The following is a 17419-nucleotide window of genomic DNA, read 5'->3' on the forward strand; positions in this document are numbered from 1 at the left end:
AAAATTCTCCGCGATTGCGAAGGATTTTTTAATATTGTAAAATATATAAGCACTTATATAATTTACATGAGCTTCTATCCCAAACTCGGTTACCTGATATTCGGGAGCCGCCTCCGGCGCCTCAGCGAATACTTCCTGGCGGAGGTGAACAAAGTGTACGCACAGGCCGGCATCGCCTTCGACGCCAGCTGGTTCCCCCTGTTCTACCTCCTTTCCGAAGGGCGGCAGCTCACGCTGATGGATATTTCACAGGAACTGGAAGTGTCCCATTCCGCCGTTTCCCAACTCATCGCCAACCTGAAGGGCAAAGGACTTGTTACCACTATGCGGTGTGCCGAAGACGGGCGCCGCCAGCTCGTGGAGCTCACCAAAAAGGGCGCCGCCCTGCTGCAACAGGTATTGCCCGTCTGGAAAGCCATCGGGGAATCGATGGAAAGCCTCGTGCAGGAAGATCCGCAAAGCCGCAAAATACTCGAAGCCATCGGTGCCCTGGAACGATCGGTAGCGGAAGACCCGCTCTCCGCCCGCATTCTCCGCGCCATGGACATCAACGCCAAAACCATCTCATCATGAGCCAAAACTTTCATTACGGAAAAGACCAGCTGACGGCCCGCACCGCCCTCGATATCGCCGAAGGGCGCGCGCAGGGCGTGTTGCTGCCCGAAGTGATGGACCGCGTGCGCCAGAGCTACGGGCACGTGCAAGCTATCGTGAAGGAACACCGTACCGTGTACGGAATTAATACCGGCTTCGGTCCGCTGTGCGACACGAAGATATCCGAAGAAGACACCCGCGCCCTGCAGTACAACATCCTGCAAAGCCATAGCGTAGGCGTGGGCAATCCCATCCCCGAAACCATTTCACGGCTCATGCTCGTGACCAAGGTACAGGCCCTCGCACAGGGGTTCTCGGGCGTGGCGCCGGATACGCTGGAGCGCATCGTCTGGCATATCGACAAAGGGATCACGCCGCTCGTTCCCGAAAAAGGGAGCGTGGGCGCTTCGGGCGACCTCGCCCCGCTGAGCCATCTCTTCCTCCCGCTTATCGGTCTTGGAGAGGTTTGGCGGAAAGGACAGCGGATGCCGGCTGCGGAAGCGCTGCAGCTGGAAGGGAAGGAGCCGGTAGTGCTGGGCCCGAAGGAAGGGCTCGCGCTCATCAACGGCACGCAGTTCATCCTGTCGTTCGCCGTGAGCGCCGTAGCGCGGATGCATAATATCCTGGAGGCGGCCGACCTGACGGGGGCGCTGTCGCTGGAAGGGCTCATGGGCACCTACAAACCCTTCGATCCCAGGCTGCACGCCATCCGTCCGTACGCCGGCAACCAGCTCGTGGCGCACCGGTTAAATACATTATTAAGCGGATCGGGCATCATGGCGGCGCATGTGGATTGCGGCCGCGTACAGGACCCCTACAGCCTCCGCTGTATGCCGCAGGTGCACGGCGCTTCCCGCACGGCGTGGAAACACCTCGAAGAACTGACTTCCATCGAACTGAACGCGGTAACGGATAATCCCATCGTATTCGCCGCAGACGACACCATTTCCGGCGGGAACTTCCATGGTCAGCCCATGGCGCTCCCGCTCGACTATGCCACACTGGCATCCGCCGAAATCGGCAACATTTCCGACCGCCGCTGTTACATGATGATCGAAGGGAGGTTCGGGCTGCCGAAACTGCTCATCGAAGACGCCGGCCTCAATTCAGGCTTCATGATCCCGCAATACACCACCGCGGCGCTGGTCACGGAAAACAAAACCCTGTGCTTCCCCGCTTCGGCAGACAGTGTGCCGACTTCGCTGGGGCAGGAAGACCACGTTTCCATGGGCTCCATCTCCGGCCGCAAGATGCACCAGGTGATCGGGAACGTGGAATACATCCTCGCCATCGAACTGCTGTATGCCGCGCAGGCCGTGGATTTCAGGAGGCCCCTCAAATCCACGCCCGTTCTCGAAGCATTGCATGCATTCACCCGCGAGAAAGTGACGTTCGCGAAGAAAGACCGCATCTTCGCCAACGACATCGCCGCGCTGCATACCATCATCGCCGACGGCTCCTTCGTGGCCACGGCCACCGCTGCGGCGAAAGCCAACGGCATCGACCTGAACGGGCCTTATCACGATACATTCCGTCTTTCTTAATCATCCACCAAAACGATCTGCCATCATGAAAAATACGACCGATTTTATCCGGCAATACGCTGCGCACCCGCACTACAAAGCCCCGCGCGGCACGGAGCTGCATGCACGCAGCTGGCAAACGGAAGCCCCGCTCCGCATGCTCCTCAACAACCTCGATCACGAAGTGGCCGAAAACCCCGACGAGCTCGTGGTATACGGCGGCATCGGCCAGGCGGCGCGCAACCGCGAAGCCCTGCAGCAGATCATCCGTTCCCTGCTCACGCTCGACGAAGAACATTCCCTCCTCGTGCAATCCGGAAAACCGGTAGGCGTGGTGCGCACGCATCCGCAGGCGCCGCGCGTGCTGCTGGCCAACAGCAACCTCGTTCCGAAATGGGCCACCTGGGAGCATTTCAATGAGCTTCGCGCCAAGGGCCTGATGATGTACGGACAAATGACCGCCGGAAGCTGGATTTACATCGGCACCCAGGGAATTCTCCAGGGAACGTACGAAACCTTCGTGGAGTGCGGCCGCCAGCATTTTAACGGCGATCTGAAAGGCAAGCTCCTCGTGACCGCGGGCATCGGCGGCATGGGTGGCGCACAGCCGCTCGCAGCCACCATGGCCGGCGCCGTGTTCCTCGGGGCAGACGTTGACGCCACCCGCCTGCAAAAACGCATCGATACCAGGTACCTCGACCGCATGACGCATTCCTACGACGAAGCCATCGCCTGGGTGCGTGAAGCGCAGGCGAAAGGCGAAGCCATTTCCATCGGCCTCGTGAGCGACGCCGGCGATATGCTGGAACGCATGCTGAAAGACGGCATCATCCCCGATATCCTCACCGATCAAACCTCCGCGCACGATCCCATCAACGGATATATGCCCAACAATATGAGCCTCGAAGCCGCCGCCGAACTCCGCGTGAAAGACGCCGCCGCCTACAAGCAGCTGGCCCTCAAAAGCATGGCGCGCCACGTAGGCTTCATGCTGGACATGCAGCGCCAGGGCGCCATCACCTTCGATTACGGCAACAACCTCCGCGAATTCGCGAAAGAAGGCGGCGAACCGAATGCGTTCAACTTCCCCGGGTTCACACCGGCCTACATCCGTCCGCTGTTCTGCGAAGGGAAAGGCCCCTTTCGGTGGGTGGCGCTTTCCGGCGACCCGGAAGATATTTATACCACAGACCGTGCGCTGATGGAACTTTTCCCCGACAACAAGCCCCTCCACAACTGGCTCACCAAAGCACAGGAGCGCGTGGCCTTCCAGGGTCTGCCTGCCCGTATTTGCTGGCTAGGCATGGGCGAAAGGGAAAAAGCAGGATTGCTGTTCAACGAACTGGTCCGCACCGGCAAAGTGAAAGCACCCATCGTCATCGGCCGCGATCACCTCGACTGTGGCTCCGTGGCATCGCCCAACCGCGAAACGGAAGCGATGAAAGACGGATCGGACGCGGTTTCCGACTGGACGCTCCTCAACCTCATGAGCAACACCGCCGGCGGCGCCACCTGGGTGTCGTTCCACCACGGCGGCGGCGTGGGCATGGGATATTCGCAACATGCGGGCATGGTAGTGCTGGCAGACGGGACAGACCGTGCGGAAGCATGTCTCCGGCGCGTGCTCTTCAACGACCCCGCCATGGGCATCTTCCGCCATGCAGACGCAGGTTATGAAAAAGCCATCGAAGTGCGCGACGAATTCGGCCTCGGATTATAAACCTCCAACATCATCCACATGAAAATCATCGGTCCATTCACGCAGATATTGCCGCTGACCGGTCTCCCGGACAAAGGGCCCATCGCCGACGAACAGCTGACGATCATCGATGACGGCGGCGTGTTGGTGGAAGATGGGAAGACGCTGCAGTACGGAAATTTCGACGCGCTGCGCAAAGCCCATCCCACCGCTGAAATTGAAAAGATCGACGAGCCCATGGTATTGTTACCGGGGTTCGTCGATTGCCATACACATATCTGCTTCGCAGGATCGCGGAGCCGCGATTACGCCATGCGGACGGCGGGGAAGTCGTACCTCGACATCGCCCGTGCCGGCGGCGGCATCTGGGATTCTGTCACCAAAACCCGCGCGGCTACTGATACTGAGCTGATGGAAAACGTGGTTGCCCGCGCCAGCCGGCACCTCCGCGAAGGCGTGACCACCATGGAAGTGAAGAGCGGCTATGGTCTGGACATGGCCGGCGAACTGAAAATGCTGCGCGCCATCCGCACGGCCGACCAGTTTACGCCCGCCGAATTCGTGACGACCTGCCTGGCGGCGCACATCCGCCCGAAAGATTTCGATGGCGACGAAAAAGCTTACCTGCACTGGGTCCTGCACGAATTGCTGCCCGTTTTGAAAGATGAGCATCTGACCAACCGGGTGGATATTTTCGTGGAGGAGACGGCTTTTTCCGTGGCGGCGTCCCGCCCGTTTCTGCAAGCCGCGAAAGCGATGGGATTCCAGATCACCGTGCATGCAGACCAGTTTACCAGCGGCGGTTCCGCCCTCGCGGTGGAAGTGGGCGCCCTTTCCGCGGACCACCTCGAAGCGTCGAACGTGGAAGACATCCGCCGGCTGGCGGCTTCGGATACCGTGGCGGTTGTGCTGCCCGGCGCCTCGCTGGGCCTGGGCATGGGGTACGCGCCCGCCCGCAAGCTCCTCGACGCCGGCGCCTGCGTGGCTATCGCGAGCGACTGGAACCCCGGTTCCGCGCCCATGGGCGACCTTCTCATGCAGGCGGCCGTCATGAGCGCATCCGAACGGCTTTCGGCGGCGGAAGTTTTCGCCGGGCTCACGTTCCGCGCGGCGAAGGCGCTCGGCATCCCATCCGGTTCGGCCGACCTGCAGGCTTATCCCTGCGCGGATTACAGGGAAATACTGTACCACCAGGGCAAGCTCAAGCCCTCGTTTGTGTGGAAAAATGGTGAGCGCATCTGATTTTTCAGGATATTAGCAATCTCAACAGACCCAATCGCAGACCCATGACCCTCGTATGTTACCAACCCACGTCTCCAGGTGCCTGGCAGGGCCGGAACGACGGCAACGACCCCGATCTCCAACGCTGGCACCAGCGCGTGCAACTGGCAGACCTGAGCCGGGCCCCGCTGCCGCCGATCCCTGAAGGCCAGAAGGGCATCGCGTTCCTGGGGTTCGCCTGCGATGAAGGCGTTCGCCGCAACGGTGGCCGCATTGGCGCTGCCGCCGGGCCGGAAGCCCTGCGCAAGGCGTGCTCTTCCTTTCCCGTTCATTTCGGCGGACAGCTGCTCGTAGACGCCGGCAACATCGTTTGCGACGGCCGCCAGCTCGAAATGGCGCAAGACGCGCTGTCGGCCACGGTGGCGCATATACTCCAGGCGGGCTATCTGCCCGTGGTACTGGGCGGCGGGCACGAAGTGGCATATGGCCACGAGCGCGGCATCAGCAGGCATTTCGGGAAGGAAGCGGTCGGCATCATCAATTTCGACGCGCACTTCGACCTCCGGGAGCCCGGTGGGGAAGGGGTTTCGTCTGGGACGGGGTTCTGGCAGATCGCGCAGGAAAGAAAGCAGGAAGGGCAACCCTTTCATTATCTCGTATTAGGTATCCAGCAAAATTCCAACACGCCCCGGTTGTTCAAAACCGCGGCGGAATTGGGGGCAGACTATCTGCCGGCGGGCCTTTTCCAGCAGAAATACCACGACCAGCTGGTGGGCGCCATCCGGTCGTTCATCCAGCGGACAGACAGAATTTATCTTACCACCTGCCTCGATGTATTCGCATCGGCCTACGCACCGGGCGTTTCCGCGACGGCATATAACGGCCTGGTGCCGGATGCGCTGTTCCTCGACTGCTTCCGCACCGTTTTACGGACCGGCAAACTGGCCGGTGTAGACTTCGCGGAATTGAACCCTTCCCTCGATATCGACAATCGTACCGCCAAGCTCACCGCATCGCTGGTGTTCGAAACGGTGATGAATTATTTCCTCCGGCAGGGCGATTAATTCGCCTATATTAGCGGCATGAAGATTGGATTGATGTCGGACACGCACGGGTACCTTCACCCGCTGGTATTCAAGTATTTCGAGCAGGTAGACCAGATCTGGCATGCGGGTGATATCGGGAACGTGCAACTGGCCGATGAGCTGGAGGCATTCAAGCCGCTGAAGGCCGTGTTCGGGAATATCGACGGGCAGGATATCCGTATCCGTTACCCGGAACACAATCTTTTCATCTGCGAAGGCGTGAAAGTCTGGATGACCCACATCGGCGGCTATCCCCCGAAATACACGCCCGCCCTGAAACCGCATATCCAGAAAAAAAGACCGAATCTTTTCATTACTGGCCATTCCCACATCCTGAAGGTAGTGCCCGATCCGGCATTGCAATTGCTACATATCAACCCGGGCGCCTGCGGCAAGCAGGGTTGGCACAAGGTTAAAACCCTCGTGCGGTTCGAATGCCTGAACGGAGAGATCAAAAATCTCGAAGTAATTGAACTGCCTGATTAAAGGATTGTTGTATACCAGACGACTGTTACACGCATGAAACTCCGGACCATCACCATTTGCTGGCTCATCCTGCTCTTTCCTGCGCTCTCCCGCGCACAGGAGCGCCGCTTCCTGCGTTGGCTCCACACGGATAACGACACGGCCTACATCGAAGACCTGACGCAAGACCTGACGGTCCGCCTCTACGGTTCCCGCAAGTACAATTATTATGACATGCATCACCGTTCGGTGAACGAAGAGCTGCTGTACCGGCCCAACGCCAATAACAACGTGGGTATCGGTGCCAATTACAAGTTCGTCGGCCTCAATCTCGGCTTCAACCTGCCCTTCATCAATAACGACAACGACCGCTACGGCAAAACGAAATACCTCGATTTGCAGACGCATCTGTACACCCGCAAACTGGTTGTGGATTTTTATGGGCAATATTACCAGGGTTATTACAGCGGCACTTCCAAACGTTTTTTCGATAACGCCCTTTCGGCAAAGGCATCCGGCATCCGCCCGGATATCATTAACACCAACATCGGCCTCCACGCGCAATATATCTTCAACGACAAGCGATTCTCCTACCGCGCGGCCTTCCTGCAGAACGAATACCAGAAAAAAAGCGCGGGCTCGCCACTGGTTGGGGCGGAGATTTTTGCCTGGCAGATGCGGGGAGATTCGGCGCTGGTACCGCTAGCCCTTCGCAACGATGGATTTTACGGCGGCATGCCGTTTACACGGAGCAGCAATGTCAGTTTCGCGCTGAACGGGGGATACGCGTACACGCTCGTCATCGCGAAACACTTCTTCTTTACGGGCTCCCTGGCGGTGGCTGCGGGCGTGAACCGCACGGTGCTGGCCTTCAACGACGGTTCCGGCAAAGTGCATGGCTTCGGCTGGCAGTTGAACAGCACATTCCGTTTCGCGGCGGGGTATAATTCCAGCAAATACTATGTGGGCGTACATTATGTAGACATCTCCACGCGCGGCGATGCGCCGGTAGACAAGGCTTACCAGACCTTCGGCGCGGGCAATCTCCGCTTCAGCATCGTGCGCCGGTTCGGGCTGAAGAAGCCGCTATTCTGATCACAGTTTTTCCAGTTCCCTTTCCAGGTTCAAGCGGGCGCGGCGCTCGTATTTCTCGCGGAAAAGTTCCGTGCGGTAGATGTGCGGCATCGCCAGAAAGTGCTGCAATACTTTCACGCGGCCATTCCGGTATTCCAGCCAGGGGTACATCCGGTACTCCCGGCGGATGTTTTTCGCATACACTTTATAGCGCTCTTCCGGGACCGAAAGTATGGACAGGTCGAAATCCAGGAAATAATCGAGGTCGGGGTCGGATAATTCCGGCTGATGGCCCGCCGTGGCCAGGATGTATCGGTAAACTTTCTCTTGCCGCTCTACCGGTGCGCCAACTTTCCGGAGATAAAAAATGGCTTCCTCGGCACTTTTCAGTTCATTGTCTTTCCGTTTCGGCTGATAGATAAAATCGTGAAAATAAATGGCGTAAATCACGGAATCATTGTCCAGCAACAGGGGTGCGTATTGCCGTTGAAGCTTGACGAGCTCGGCGAGGTGATCGAGGTTATGGTAATGCCGGCCATGGGTGGAATACTGGAAAGTGATCCGGTCGATTTCGTGCCAGGCCGCCTGGGGCGGGCTTCCGCATCGCTGGTTAAGGTCCATCCAGTATTTCCTGATCGCTTCGGGTTGCATACCTCGGGATTTTGGGGTGATTGGAACAAAAAACAGGCCGTTCCCGGTGGGGAACGGCCTGTAATATATGCTTTTCAGCGATTTTATTTTTTCGCCGCTGCGAACTGGGCGCGGATCACGTTGAGCGCACCGCCAGCTTTAAACCATTCGATCTGCTGCTGGTTGTAGGTGTGGTTCACGGTGATGGCATCTTTCGATCCGTCTTTGTGGTTCAGTACTACGGTCAGCGGAGTGCCGGGCGCGAAGGTGGTCAGCCCGTCGATATCCAACGTATCGTCTTCCTGGATTTTTTCGTAATCGTCCTTGTCGTTGAAGGTGAGTGCGAGCATGCCCTGTTTTTTCAGGTTGGTTTCGTGGATACGCGCGAAAGATTTCACGAGGATCGCACGGACGCCGAGGTGGCGGGGCTCCATGGCAGCGTGTTCGCGGCTGGAACCTTCACCGTAGTTTTCGTCGCCCACAACAACGGAACCGATATTAGCGGCTTTGTAAGCGCGCTGGGTAGCCGGAACGGCGCCATATTCGCCGGTCAGCTGGTTCTTCACGGTGTCGGTTTTGTCGTTATACGCATTCACGGCGCCGATGAGCATGTTGTTGGAGATATTGTCCAGGTGGCCGCGGTATTTCAACCAGGGGCCTGCCATGGAAATGTGGTCGGTGGTGCATTTACCTTTCGCCTTGATGAGGAGTTTCAGTCCTTTCAGGTCGGTACCTTCCCAGGCCTTGAACGCTTCCAGGAGCTGGAGACGGTCGGAGGTGGGGGATACGATCACCTGAACGCCGGAGCCATCTGCTGCGGGCGCCTGGTAGCCGGCGTCTTTCACGTCGAAGCCTTGGGGAGGCAGTTCGAAGCCTTTGGGCTCGTCGAGCTTCACTTCCTGTCCGTCGCGGTTTTTCAGTGTGTCCGTGAGGGGGTTGAAAGTGAGGTCTCCCGCGATGGCCAGTGCGGTAACGATTTCGGGGCTGGCCACGAAAGCGTGGGTGGAAGCGAGGCCGTCGTTACGTTTGGCGAAGTTGCGGTTGAAGGAGGTGATGATGGAGTTTTTGCGGTTGGGATCGTCGATATGACGGGCCCACTGGCCGATGCAGGGACCGCAGGCATTCGCCAGCACTACGCCGCCGATCTGGTCGAACGTGTCGAGCAGGCCGTCTCTTTCGATGGTGTAGCGAACGAGCTCGGAACCGGGGGTGATGGTGAATTCGGAATGCACTTCCAGGTTTTTATCGATAGCCTGTTTCGCGAGGGATGCGGAACGGGAGATGTCTTCGTAGGAAGAGTTGGTGCAGGAGCCGATGAGGGCAACTTCCAGTTTTTCGGGCCAGTTGTTTTCTTTAACGGCCTGTGCGAATTTGGAGATGGGCCATGCCAGGTCCGGCGTGAAGGGACCGTTTACATAGGGCTCCAGTTCGTCGAGGTTGATCTCGATCACCTGGTCGTAGAATTTGGAGGGGTCTGCGTATACGGCGTCGTCCGGACGGAGGTGTTCGCGAACGCCGTCTGCCAGGGCGGCAACTTCGGCGCGGGAAGTGGCTTTCAGGTATTCGGCCATGCCCTTGTCGTAAGCGAAAACGGAGCAGGTGGCGCCGATTTCCGCACCCATGTTACAGATGGTGCCTTTACCGGTGGCGCTCATGGAGTCGGCGCCTTCGCCGAAGTATTCCACGATGCAGCCGGTGCCGCCTTTTACGGTGAGGATGCCGGCAACGCGGAGGATCACGTCTTTCGGGGAAGCCCAGCCGCTCAGTTTGCCGGTGAGTTTCACACCGATGAGCTTCGGCATTTTCAGTTCCCAGGCCAGGCCTGCCATTACGTCTACGGCATCTGCACCGCCAACGCCGATGGCCAGCATGCCCAGACCACCTGCGTTAGGGGTGTGGGAGTCCGTACCGATCATCATGCCGCCGGGGAAAGCGTAGTTTTCCAGCACAACCTGGTGGATGATACCGGCGCCGGGTTTCCAGAAGCCGATACCGTATTTGTCAGAGATAGAAGACAGGAATTCGTATACTTCCTTATTGGTGTCGATCGCGGTGGCAAGGTCTTGCGCTGCGCCCGTTTTCGCCTGGATCAGGTGATCGCAGTGAACGGTGGACGGAACGGCAACCTGGTCGCGGCCGCAGGTCATGAATTGCAGCAGAGCCATTTGCGCGGTTGCGTCTTGCATGGCCACACGGTCCGGAGCAAATTCCACATAGGATTTCCCTCTTTCGTACGGTGTGGTCGTCGGTTCGTACAGGTGCGCGTAAAGGATCTTTTCTGCCAGTGTAAGCGGCCGGCCCAACATCTTACGGGTAGCTTCCACTTTACCCGGGAGTGCCGCATACAATTTTTTAATCATGTCAATATCAAACACCATGGAAATAAATAATTTAAGAGCGGTTACATTAAAATTTGCACGGCGAAGTTAATCATTTCCGAACTTTTTTTAAAGTTAAAACTCTTGTTAACGGGGTCAATTTCATTTGTTAAATTTGTTGGATTGCAATAAATTTGATATATGAATAAGGTCAAAGATTTCGTGGAGTGGAAGACCTTTGGCGTTTGTACCGCCATCGGGGAGAAGCTCGGCATCGCCACGTCCCGCATCCGTCTGTTCTTCATCTATGCTACTTTCCTCACGATGGGCTCCCCCCTGATCGTGTACATGATCCTTGCATTCTGGATGAACATCAAGCATTACATCACCAACGCCCGCCGCAACCCCCTTCGTTACCTCTGATCCTCTGCATCTTACCCCACATTTTCTTACATCAGTAAATTATTTTTAATCTGTCGATTAAACTTTTCCATTTTCAATTCATCAAAGTTATTTGAGTTACCTAACCAAATGCTCAACTTCAAATAACCATCATGATGAAACACACATGGAAAAACCTCGCCCTCGGCACCCTCATGCTGGGCGGTATCGCAACCTTGGCAGCCTGCTCTAACACCGACTCGAATGGCGGACCTGAAAAGGCACGCCTGCAAATCGCACTGACCGATGATCCGGGAGATTTCTCCGAAGTATGGATCGATGTGAAAGAGATCCGCATTAATGCCTCCGATGCCGACGATCAGAACTGGGTTCCCCTGGCAGGCGTGAAGGCTGGTGCCTACAATTTGCTGGACCTCGTGAACGACAAAGACACCGTGCTGGCCGATGCCGAGATCCCCACAGGCAAAATCTCCCAGATCCGCCTTGTGCTGGGAGACAATAACTACCTCATCACCAACGAAGGTGAGCGCATCGCCCTCACCACGCCCAGCGCGCAGCAGTCGGGCCTCAAGCTCAACATCAACCAGGCTGTTATCGGCGGCATCATCAACAAGCTCACCCTTGATTTCGACGTCGCCAAATCCATCGTAAAAGCCGGCAACAGCTGTAAATACATCCTCAAGCCCGTGATCCGCGCCGTGCTCGAAGCCGTTGGCGGCAACATCAAGGGCGGTGTATTGCCTGATTCCGTGCAAACGGCCGTGCTTGCCATCCAGGGCGCAGATACCGTTGCCAGCACGTATTCGCTGAACGGCGGCTACCTGCTCCGCGGCATCCCCGCCGGCGCCTACAGCCTGCATTTCATCTCGACCGACACCAACTTCCTGCCGGCCGTGAAGAACGCGGTGCCGGTGGTGCTGGGGCAGATCACGACGGTAGATACCGTTCGGCTGCAAAAGAAATAGTGATTTAAGTGGTTTCCGCCACGAGTGATTCCTACATACAAAGAGGTTGCCGACGGGCAACCTCTTTTTTTATGCGGTCATGTTTGGGTCGGTATTATTCGAGATGGATAAGCGTCATCCCGTGGTAGTGGTTCTGCAATTGATGTACCATAAGATGCCCGGCGATGTTCCGCGTTTCGTCGCGGTAATGCAGGATGGTGTGGGGATCGGAACCGTTTTGGAGGGTAACGGAGAACGGGCCGCGGACGTACGTTTCGGCGGCGCCGTTAATAGTGGTTTCTTCCGCTTTCTTGAATTTCAGTTTCAGCAACTGTTCCACCGTCAACGGAATAGGAAATAAATCCGCCGGCTCGTACCAGTTTTCCTGTTCGCCTACCAGCACGCAGGCCTGCCCCAGCTCGCGGTCTATCTGGAGGACAGGCCCTTCCGATAACTGTTCCTCGAATTTTGCCAGCACAAGATCGCCTGTCTTTAAATCATGCAAATGAATCATAGTGCAGTGTTTTTTGGGTTTGAAAACTTTGCTTATCGAATTCAGTATGGCTATGAATTTAACGGAAATCCGGGGAACTAAAAAGTAAAAAAGGCAGAACCGCGGTGGCCCTGCCTTGTTATAGCTACTTTTTGTACACTGCTTCGCGGAGGCGTACCAGTTCTTCGAGCAGGGGCTCCAGGAGGTCGAGGCGGAGCATGTTGGCGCCGTCAGACTTCGCGCAGGCGGGGTCTGGATGGGTTTCGATGAAGAGCCCGTCCGCCCCCGTGGCGATGGCCGCTTTGGCGATGGTGCCGATCATCTGCGGGTTGCCGCCGGTTACGCCGCCGGGTTGGTTGGGCTGCTGCAGGGAATGGGTGCAGTCCATCACCACCGGTGCGCCGAGGCCTTTCATGACGGGGATATTGCGGTAATCCACCACAAGGTCCTGGTACCCGAAGGTAGTGCCGCGCTCGGTGAGGAGGATTTGGTCGTTGCCGGCCTGCTGGATTTTTTCCACGGCGAATTTCATGGATTCGCCGCTGAGGAACTGTCCTTTTTTCACGTTCACGAATTTACCGGTGTCGGCGGCAGCAAGCAGGATGTCCGTCTGCCGGCAAAGGAACGCCGGGATCTGGAGCACATCCACATAAGCTGCGGCCATGGCGGCTTCGGCGGCGGAGTGGATATCGGAAGTAACGGGTACGTTGAAGGTTTTGCCGACTTTCTGCAGGAGGTCGAGCCCTTCCACGTCGCCGATCCCGGTGAAGGAATTGATGGAAGTGCGGTTGGCCTTCCGGTAGGAGGCTTTGAAGACGTAGGAGATATTCAGTTTTTTGCAGATGGCGGACACTTTTTCGGCCACGCCCATTACCAGGTCTTCGTCTTCGATCACGCAGGGGCCTGCGATGAGGAAAAAGTTTTCAGGATGATATTGCTCTTTGAAAAGCGATTGTAAAGTTTTCATTGCTATCTGTTAGACTGTTAAATCAAAATCGGTGTGCTACCGCACGGGGTTGCACGGCGCAAAATTAGGCCTAATTTTCGACATGGCTGATGCCCGCGTTACGAAGGGCAACAGGCGTTCGTTCAAATTGTTATGGTATTGTCATTGTTTGGATGGGTAATTCAGGTAATATTGCGACTTGAAGCTAAATTTGGCCACTCATTTTTATTAATCGCTATATGAAGAAAGACAAGATTCTGGTTATCGGCGCCTGCGGCCAGATCGGTGTGGAACTGACACTGGCCCTGCGCAAGATGTATGGAGATTCCAACGTGATCGCATCCGACCTGCGCGAAGAGCACGATCTGCTGAAGGGAACCGGCCCCTATGTTTCGCTGGACGTGATGAACAAGGAGATGCTGCACGTACTGGTGATCCGTCATAACATTACCCAGGTCTACCTGCTCGCAGCGATCCTCAGCGCCACCGGCGAAAAGAACCCGCTGCTGGCCTGGAATATCAATATGGCGAGCCTGCTCAATGTGCTCGATATCGCGAAGGAAGAAGGGCTCGATAAAATCTACTGGCCCAGTTCCATCGCCGTGTTCGGCCCCAATTCCCCCAAGAAGGAAACGCCGCAGCACACCATTATCGAACCCACTACCATTTACGGCATCTCCAAATTCGCCGGCGAGCGCTGGTGCGAATATTACAATACCCGGTACGGCATCGACGTGCGCAGCCTGCGCTACCCGGGCCTTATCAGCTACAAATCCGCTCCCGGTGGCGGTACCACCGATTACGCGGTGGAAATTTACCATGAAGCCCTCGAGGAAGGCAGCTACAAATGCTTCCTGTCGGAAGAAACGTACCTGCCCATGATGTATATGCCCGACGCCATCCGCGCCACCATCGAACTGATGGAGGCAGACAGCGCGAAAATCTCCGTCCGCTCAGGCTACAACCTGTCTGGCATGAGCTTCTCGCCGAAAGAGATCGCCGGCGCCATCCGCGAACATATCCCCACATTCTCCATCAGCTACGAGCCCGATTACCGCCAGCACATTGCAGACGGGTGGCCGCAAAGCATCGACGACGAACTGGCCCGCAAAGACTGGGGCTGGAAACCCGAATTCGACCTGGAGAAAATGACGGCGGACATGCTCAAAAACCTCAGGGCCCAGAAAGGCATGTAATCTCATTTTAACACTACTATAGGTTGTACCCCGGCATTTTTGCCGGGGTTTTTTGTTGGGTGGAAAAATGATGAACGACAGGGAAATTGTTCACCCCTTATGGAAAAAGTTCACTCTGTTCGTTGTAGCATATCACAGGTAATTGATGTGATTTTTTAGAATGCTGCTTTTCAATAAAACTTTATAATTCGAAATAATATACATGTACTTGTTATACGTTGATGAAAGTGGGGATATTGGTCTTCCGCCATCTAGTCCGACTCGATATTTTATTTTGTCGGCAATAGTCATACACGAATTGAGGTGGCGGCAAACATTGCAGGATTTAGTTGCATTTAGGCAGGATTTAAAACGGCGTAAAGGACTTAAAATCCGGGAAGAAATCCATTGCACTCAATTCATCAATAATCCAGGTAAGTTGGTAAGGATTAAAAGAAATGACCGGCTGGATATTATTAAAAAGTGCATTGATTGGCTAAATCTTCAGGCTGAAATGAGTATTATTTCAGTCGTAATAGACAAACAGGGAAAAGCTGCAGGTTACGATGTTTTTTCTCATGCCTGGAACGCACTGTTAATGAGATTTGAAAACACATTGAGCTACAAGAATTTTCCTGGGCCGAGAAATGCGGAGGATATGGGAATGGTATTTTCAGATAATACAGATGGAAACAAACTTAGAGGCCTCGTCAGAAAAATGCGCCATTTTAATATGATTCCGAGCATGTTTGGGGGATCAAGAAATATCAAACTTAATTACATAATTGAAGATCCCGTATTAAGAGATTCCCAGTTTTCGTTCATGCATCAAATGAATGATGTTGTTGCATACTGTGCCCGACAATTGTATGAGCCGAATAGCTACATGCGGAGAAAAGGAGGGGATAGGTTCTACACGAGACTTTCAAATGTGATCTTGAAAGTAGCATCCCCACGCTATCCTTATGGTATCGTGGAGTTATAGCAATAAAAAAAGGTAGCTTTCGCTACCGGGGGAGTCCTACTACGGGAACAATGTCCCATTCAGACTCGTTGTAAAATTAGTGAAAAAAAACGATGTAGCAATAAATCTAATAAGGTAATTTTTATTATTTACTTTGATAATCAATAGCTTATCAAGCTGAAAAGTCGTGTGTATTGCTAACAGCGTGACTTTTCTTATTACAAAATACTTATATTTGTATCGGCCCCGCGCCACCCGATCCTATGAAGAAAACCTTGATCCTCTGCCTGCTGGCCCTCGGTGCCGGCAAGGCCCGCGCGCAATTCACCACCATCGCCGAAAGTCCCGCATTCCAGGAGCCCGGAGACGGCAACGCGCGCATCCTCCAGCTAACGAACGGCAACACCCTCTTCATCCACTTCACCCCGAAGCAGGGCCTCCAGCTGCAACTGTTCGACCGCCAGCACCGGCGTATCGACACCCTGCCGCCCACTACCGACTGGAAAACCTATAAAAACGCCCAGCTCGACGCCGCCTTCGAATCCGGTAACGGCAACGCCACCATCTTCCTCAGCGATCGCTCCAAACGGCATCCCCTCCTCCGCCGGCTCACCATCAGCGCAGCGAATGGGCTCCTCACCGAAGACAGCGTCATCGCTGAACAGGATAAAGTTGACCTGCGGAAGAAATCCCTCGCCAGCTCAGACTTCCTCATCATCCGCGATCCCCACTCCGGCAGCTACGCCGTCTGGATGTACTTCAACACCGACGATGAGTCCGACGCCGGATACCAGATCGTCCACTTCTCCGCCCATCACCGCGAAATCAGCCGCGCACGGTTCAAAAACTTCGATCACGGCGCACCCTTCCGGTATTGGGACATGGCCGTCATCGGCGAAGAAAAACTCTGCATCCTCGGCATGGAAGAAAATAAAGGCCAATCGGGCGACAGCCTCGTCATGAAACTCGCTACGCTCGACAGCGGCATGATCTTTTTCAAGTTCCACGATCTCCGCTTCCCCGCAGAAGCCGCAGTGACGGGGGCTTTCGTCAAATATAACCCGCAAACCCGCCAGCTGCTGCTGCTCCAGGCCGTAAAGAAAACGGAAAAGAAAACCGAGCGCATCCTGACACGCAGCTCCGTGGTACAACTCCCCGCATTGAATATTTCCTTCGCCAAAGACATTTACTTCTGGGGCGTAAACCAGAAGCAGCAGGAAGCATTCGGTTCGGAAACGGATTACAATGGCGTACCGCAGAATGTGTTCTTCCGGGCAGACGGCGGCTACAGCATCGTGTTCGAAGAGCTGGACAACCACATCCGCATGATGAACAATACGCCCACCGTGGTGAGCACCGTGCTCGCCAACGTGGCCGTGGTGGATTATGACAGCACCGGCAAGGAAATCAACAGCTGGATCATCCCGCGCAGGCACATCAACCAGGGCGTGGTGATGAAACCCTTCTACCTCAAAGTCCGCGAAAACGTGAACGCGCCCTTCCAATGGGGAGACCAGTACAAACTGTTCACCTATATCCCCGGATACATCCTCATCAACGACCTCGACGCGCGCCGCAAAGCCGCCGATCCCTCGCGCCAGACCGCCATCCGCGATATCAGCAACTGCCATGGTTTCTATTACGCCCTCGAAGGGAAAGAACCCGTGCCGCAGCGCGATTTCGTTTTCAACACGGAAACCGACCGCCAAGTAGCCCTTTTCGCGTTCAGCGACTACGACCCCGTGAAACGTACGCTCGTAACCCTGAAGCGCAATCCCGGCAACAAAAGGGAAATCAAACTGGTATGGCTGCAGGTGCCGGAACGCAAAACCGAGGGGCATGATATGGCCGGCGCCGCTTCCAATAACATGAAATGAGACGCTAAA

At 55.7% G+C, this 17419-nt stretch carries 16 protein-coding genes; 12 read left to right on the plus strand and 4 right to left on the minus strand.

Annotation, left to right across the window (positions count from 1 at the left end; translation table 11 throughout):
• Positions 1–66: 66 nt before the first annotated feature.
• The 7 genes from ACQKLP_RS07300 to ACQKLP_RS07330 are packed head-to-tail and all read left to right on the plus strand — an operon-like array spanning position 67 to position 7682.
• Positions 67–573: a MarR family winged helix-turn-helix transcriptional regulator gene (locus ACQKLP_RS07300; protein WP_427321480.1), complete on the plus strand. Its 507-nt coding sequence runs from the start codon at positions 67–69 to the stop codon at positions 571–573.
• Positions 570–2138, plus strand: a complete 1569-nt coding sequence (gene hutH / locus ACQKLP_RS07305) for a histidine ammonia-lyase (protein ID WP_427321482.1) — start codon at positions 570–572, stop codon at positions 2136–2138. The genes ACQKLP_RS07300 and hutH overlap by 4 nt, the downstream gene beginning before the upstream one ends.
• 25 nt (positions 2139–2163) lie before the next feature.
• Positions 2164–3837 (plus strand): urocanate hydratase, encoded by a 1674-nt coding sequence (hutU, locus tag ACQKLP_RS07310; RefSeq protein ID WP_427321484.1) that lies wholly within the window; start codon positions 2164–2166, stop codon positions 3835–3837.
• Between the two features lie 18 nt (positions 3838–3855).
• Entirely contained in the window at positions 3856–5058 is a 1203-nt protein-coding gene (gene hutI, locus ACQKLP_RS07315; RefSeq protein ID WP_427321486.1) for an imidazolonepropionase, read from the plus strand.
• Between the two features lie 44 nt (positions 5059–5102).
• On the plus strand, positions 5103–6101 hold the full coding sequence (hutG, locus tag ACQKLP_RS07320; RefSeq protein WP_427321488.1) for a formimidoylglutamase: 999 nt from the start codon (positions 5103–5105) through the stop codon (positions 6099–6101).
• 18 nt (positions 6102–6119) lie between these two features.
• Positions 6120–6608: a metallophosphoesterase family protein gene (locus ACQKLP_RS07325; protein WP_423736186.1), complete on the plus strand. Its 489-nt coding sequence runs from the start codon at positions 6120–6122 to the stop codon at positions 6606–6608.
• A 33-nt stretch (positions 6609–6641) separates the two neighbouring features.
• Complete coding sequence (locus tag ACQKLP_RS07330) at positions 6642–7682, plus strand: DUF4421 domain-containing protein (RefSeq protein WP_427321491.1); 1041 nt, start codon at positions 6642–6644, stop codon at positions 7680–7682.
• Here ACQKLP_RS07330 and ACQKLP_RS07335 read toward each other — a convergent pair whose 3' ends face one another.
• Both ACQKLP_RS07335 and ACQKLP_RS07340 read right to left on the minus strand, forming a co-directional pair.
• Positions 7683–8312: an HD domain-containing protein gene (locus ACQKLP_RS07335; RefSeq protein ID WP_427321493.1), complete on the minus strand. Its 630-nt coding sequence runs from the start codon at positions 8310–8312 to the stop codon at positions 7683–7685.
• An 83-nt stretch (positions 8313–8395) separates the two neighbouring features.
• Positions 8396–10651, minus strand: a complete 2256-nt coding sequence (locus tag ACQKLP_RS07340; RefSeq protein ID WP_427321495.1) for an aconitate hydratase — start codon at positions 10649–10651, stop codon at positions 8396–8398.
• Between the two features lie 159 nt (positions 10652–10810).
• On the opposite strand from ACQKLP_RS07340, the gene ACQKLP_RS07345 reads away from it, so the two are divergent.
• Together ACQKLP_RS07345 and ACQKLP_RS07350 are read left to right on the plus strand one after the other, a co-directional pair.
• The gene (locus tag ACQKLP_RS07345) at positions 10811–11032 is read left to right on the plus strand and encodes a PspC domain-containing protein (RefSeq protein WP_423736185.1); all 222 of its coding nucleotides are present in this window, start codon (positions 10811–10813) and stop codon (positions 11030–11032) included.
• A 131-nt stretch (positions 11033–11163) separates the two neighbouring features.
• Complete coding sequence (locus tag ACQKLP_RS07350) at positions 11164–11976, plus strand: DUF4382 domain-containing protein (protein ID WP_427321497.1); 813 nt, start codon at positions 11164–11166, stop codon at positions 11974–11976.
• A gap of 94 nt (positions 11977–12070) precedes the next feature.
• On the opposite strand, the gene ACQKLP_RS07355 is transcribed toward ACQKLP_RS07350, so the two are convergent.
• Both ACQKLP_RS07355 and kdsA read right to left on the minus strand, forming a co-directional pair.
• Entirely contained in the window at positions 12071–12469 is a 399-nt protein-coding gene (locus ACQKLP_RS07355; RefSeq protein WP_427321499.1) for a hypothetical protein, read from the minus strand.
• A gap of 124 nt (positions 12470–12593) precedes the next feature.
• Positions 12594–13415: a 3-deoxy-8-phosphooctulonate synthase gene (gene kdsA / locus ACQKLP_RS07360; protein WP_427321501.1), complete on the minus strand. Its 822-nt coding sequence runs from the start codon at positions 13413–13415 to the stop codon at positions 12594–12596.
• A gap of 218 nt (positions 13416–13633) precedes the next feature.
• Here kdsA and ACQKLP_RS07365 point away from each other — a divergent pair, with 218 nt between their 5' ends.
• The 3 genes from ACQKLP_RS07365 (at position 13634) to ACQKLP_RS07375 (ending at position 17410) form a co-directional block, all read left to right on the plus strand.
• Entirely contained in the window at positions 13634–14590 is a 957-nt protein-coding gene (locus ACQKLP_RS07365; RefSeq protein WP_427321503.1) for an NAD-dependent epimerase/dehydratase family protein, read from the plus strand.
• A gap of 202 nt (positions 14591–14792) precedes the next feature.
• The gene (locus ACQKLP_RS07370; protein ID WP_427321505.1) at positions 14793–15554 is read left to right on the plus strand and encodes a DUF3800 domain-containing protein; all 762 of its coding nucleotides are present in this window, start codon (positions 14793–14795) and stop codon (positions 15552–15554) included.
• A 242-nt stretch (positions 15555–15796) separates the two neighbouring features.
• The gene (locus ACQKLP_RS07375; RefSeq protein ID WP_427321507.1) at positions 15797–17410 is read left to right on the plus strand and encodes a hypothetical protein; all 1614 of its coding nucleotides are present in this window, start codon (positions 15797–15799) and stop codon (positions 17408–17410) included.
• Positions 17411–17419 lie beyond the last annotated feature (9 nt).

The sequence above is a fragment of the Chitinophaga sp. NPDC101104 genome, assembly GCF_050277495.1.
Lineage (GTDB): Bacteria > Bacteroidota > Bacteroidia > Chitinophagales > Chitinophagaceae > Chitinophaga.

Bases quoted from the DNA above. Each gene is read 5' to 3' on its own strand.
- ACQKLP_RS07300 (WP_427321480.1), top strand. From the start codon at position 67: ATGAGCTTCTATCCCAAACTCGGTTACCTGATATTCGGGAGCCGCCTC.
- hutH (WP_427321482.1), top strand. From the start codon at position 570: ATGAGCCAAAACTTTCATTACGGAAAAGACCAGCTGACGGCCCGCACC.
- hutU (WP_427321484.1), top strand. From the start codon at position 2,164: ATGAAAAATACGACCGATTTTATCCGGCAATACGCTGCGCACCCGCAC.
- hutI (WP_427321486.1), top strand. From the start codon at position 3,856: ATGAAAATCATCGGTCCATTCACGCAGATATTGCCGCTGACCGGTCTC.
- hutG (WP_427321488.1), top strand. From the start codon at position 5,103: ATGACCCTCGTATGTTACCAACCCACGTCTCCAGGTGCCTGGCAGGGC.
- ACQKLP_RS07325 (WP_423736186.1), top strand. From the start codon at position 6,120: ATGAAGATTGGATTGATGTCGGACACGCACGGGTACCTTCACCCGCTG.
- ACQKLP_RS07330 (WP_427321491.1), top strand. From the start codon at position 6,642: ATGAAACTCCGGACCATCACCATTTGCTGGCTCATCCTGCTCTTTCCT.
- ACQKLP_RS07335 (WP_427321493.1), bottom strand. From the start codon at position 8,312: ATGCAACCCGAAGCGATCAGGAAATACTGGATGGACCTTAACCAGCGA.
- ACQKLP_RS07340 (WP_427321495.1), bottom strand. From the start codon at position 10,651: ATGATTAAAAAATTGTATGCGGCACTCCCGGGTAAAGTGGAAGCTACC.
- ACQKLP_RS07345 (WP_423736185.1), top strand. From the start codon at position 10,811: ATGAATAAGGTCAAAGATTTCGTGGAGTGGAAGACCTTTGGCGTTTGT.
- ACQKLP_RS07350 (WP_427321497.1), top strand. From the start codon at position 11,164: ATGATGAAACACACATGGAAAAACCTCGCCCTCGGCACCCTCATGCTG.
- ACQKLP_RS07355 (WP_427321499.1), bottom strand. From the start codon at position 12,469: ATGATTCATTTGCATGATTTAAAGACAGGCGATCTTGTGCTGGCAAAA.
- kdsA (WP_427321501.1), bottom strand. From the start codon at position 13,415: ATGAAAACTTTACAATCGCTTTTCAAAGAGCAATATCATCCTGAAAAC.
- ACQKLP_RS07365 (WP_427321503.1), top strand. From the start codon at position 13,634: ATGAAGAAAGACAAGATTCTGGTTATCGGCGCCTGCGGCCAGATCGGT.
- ACQKLP_RS07370 (WP_427321505.1), top strand. From the start codon at position 14,793: ATGTACTTGTTATACGTTGATGAAAGTGGGGATATTGGTCTTCCGCCA.
- ACQKLP_RS07375 (WP_427321507.1), top strand. From the start codon at position 15,797: ATGAAGAAAACCTTGATCCTCTGCCTGCTGGCCCTCGGTGCCGGCAAG.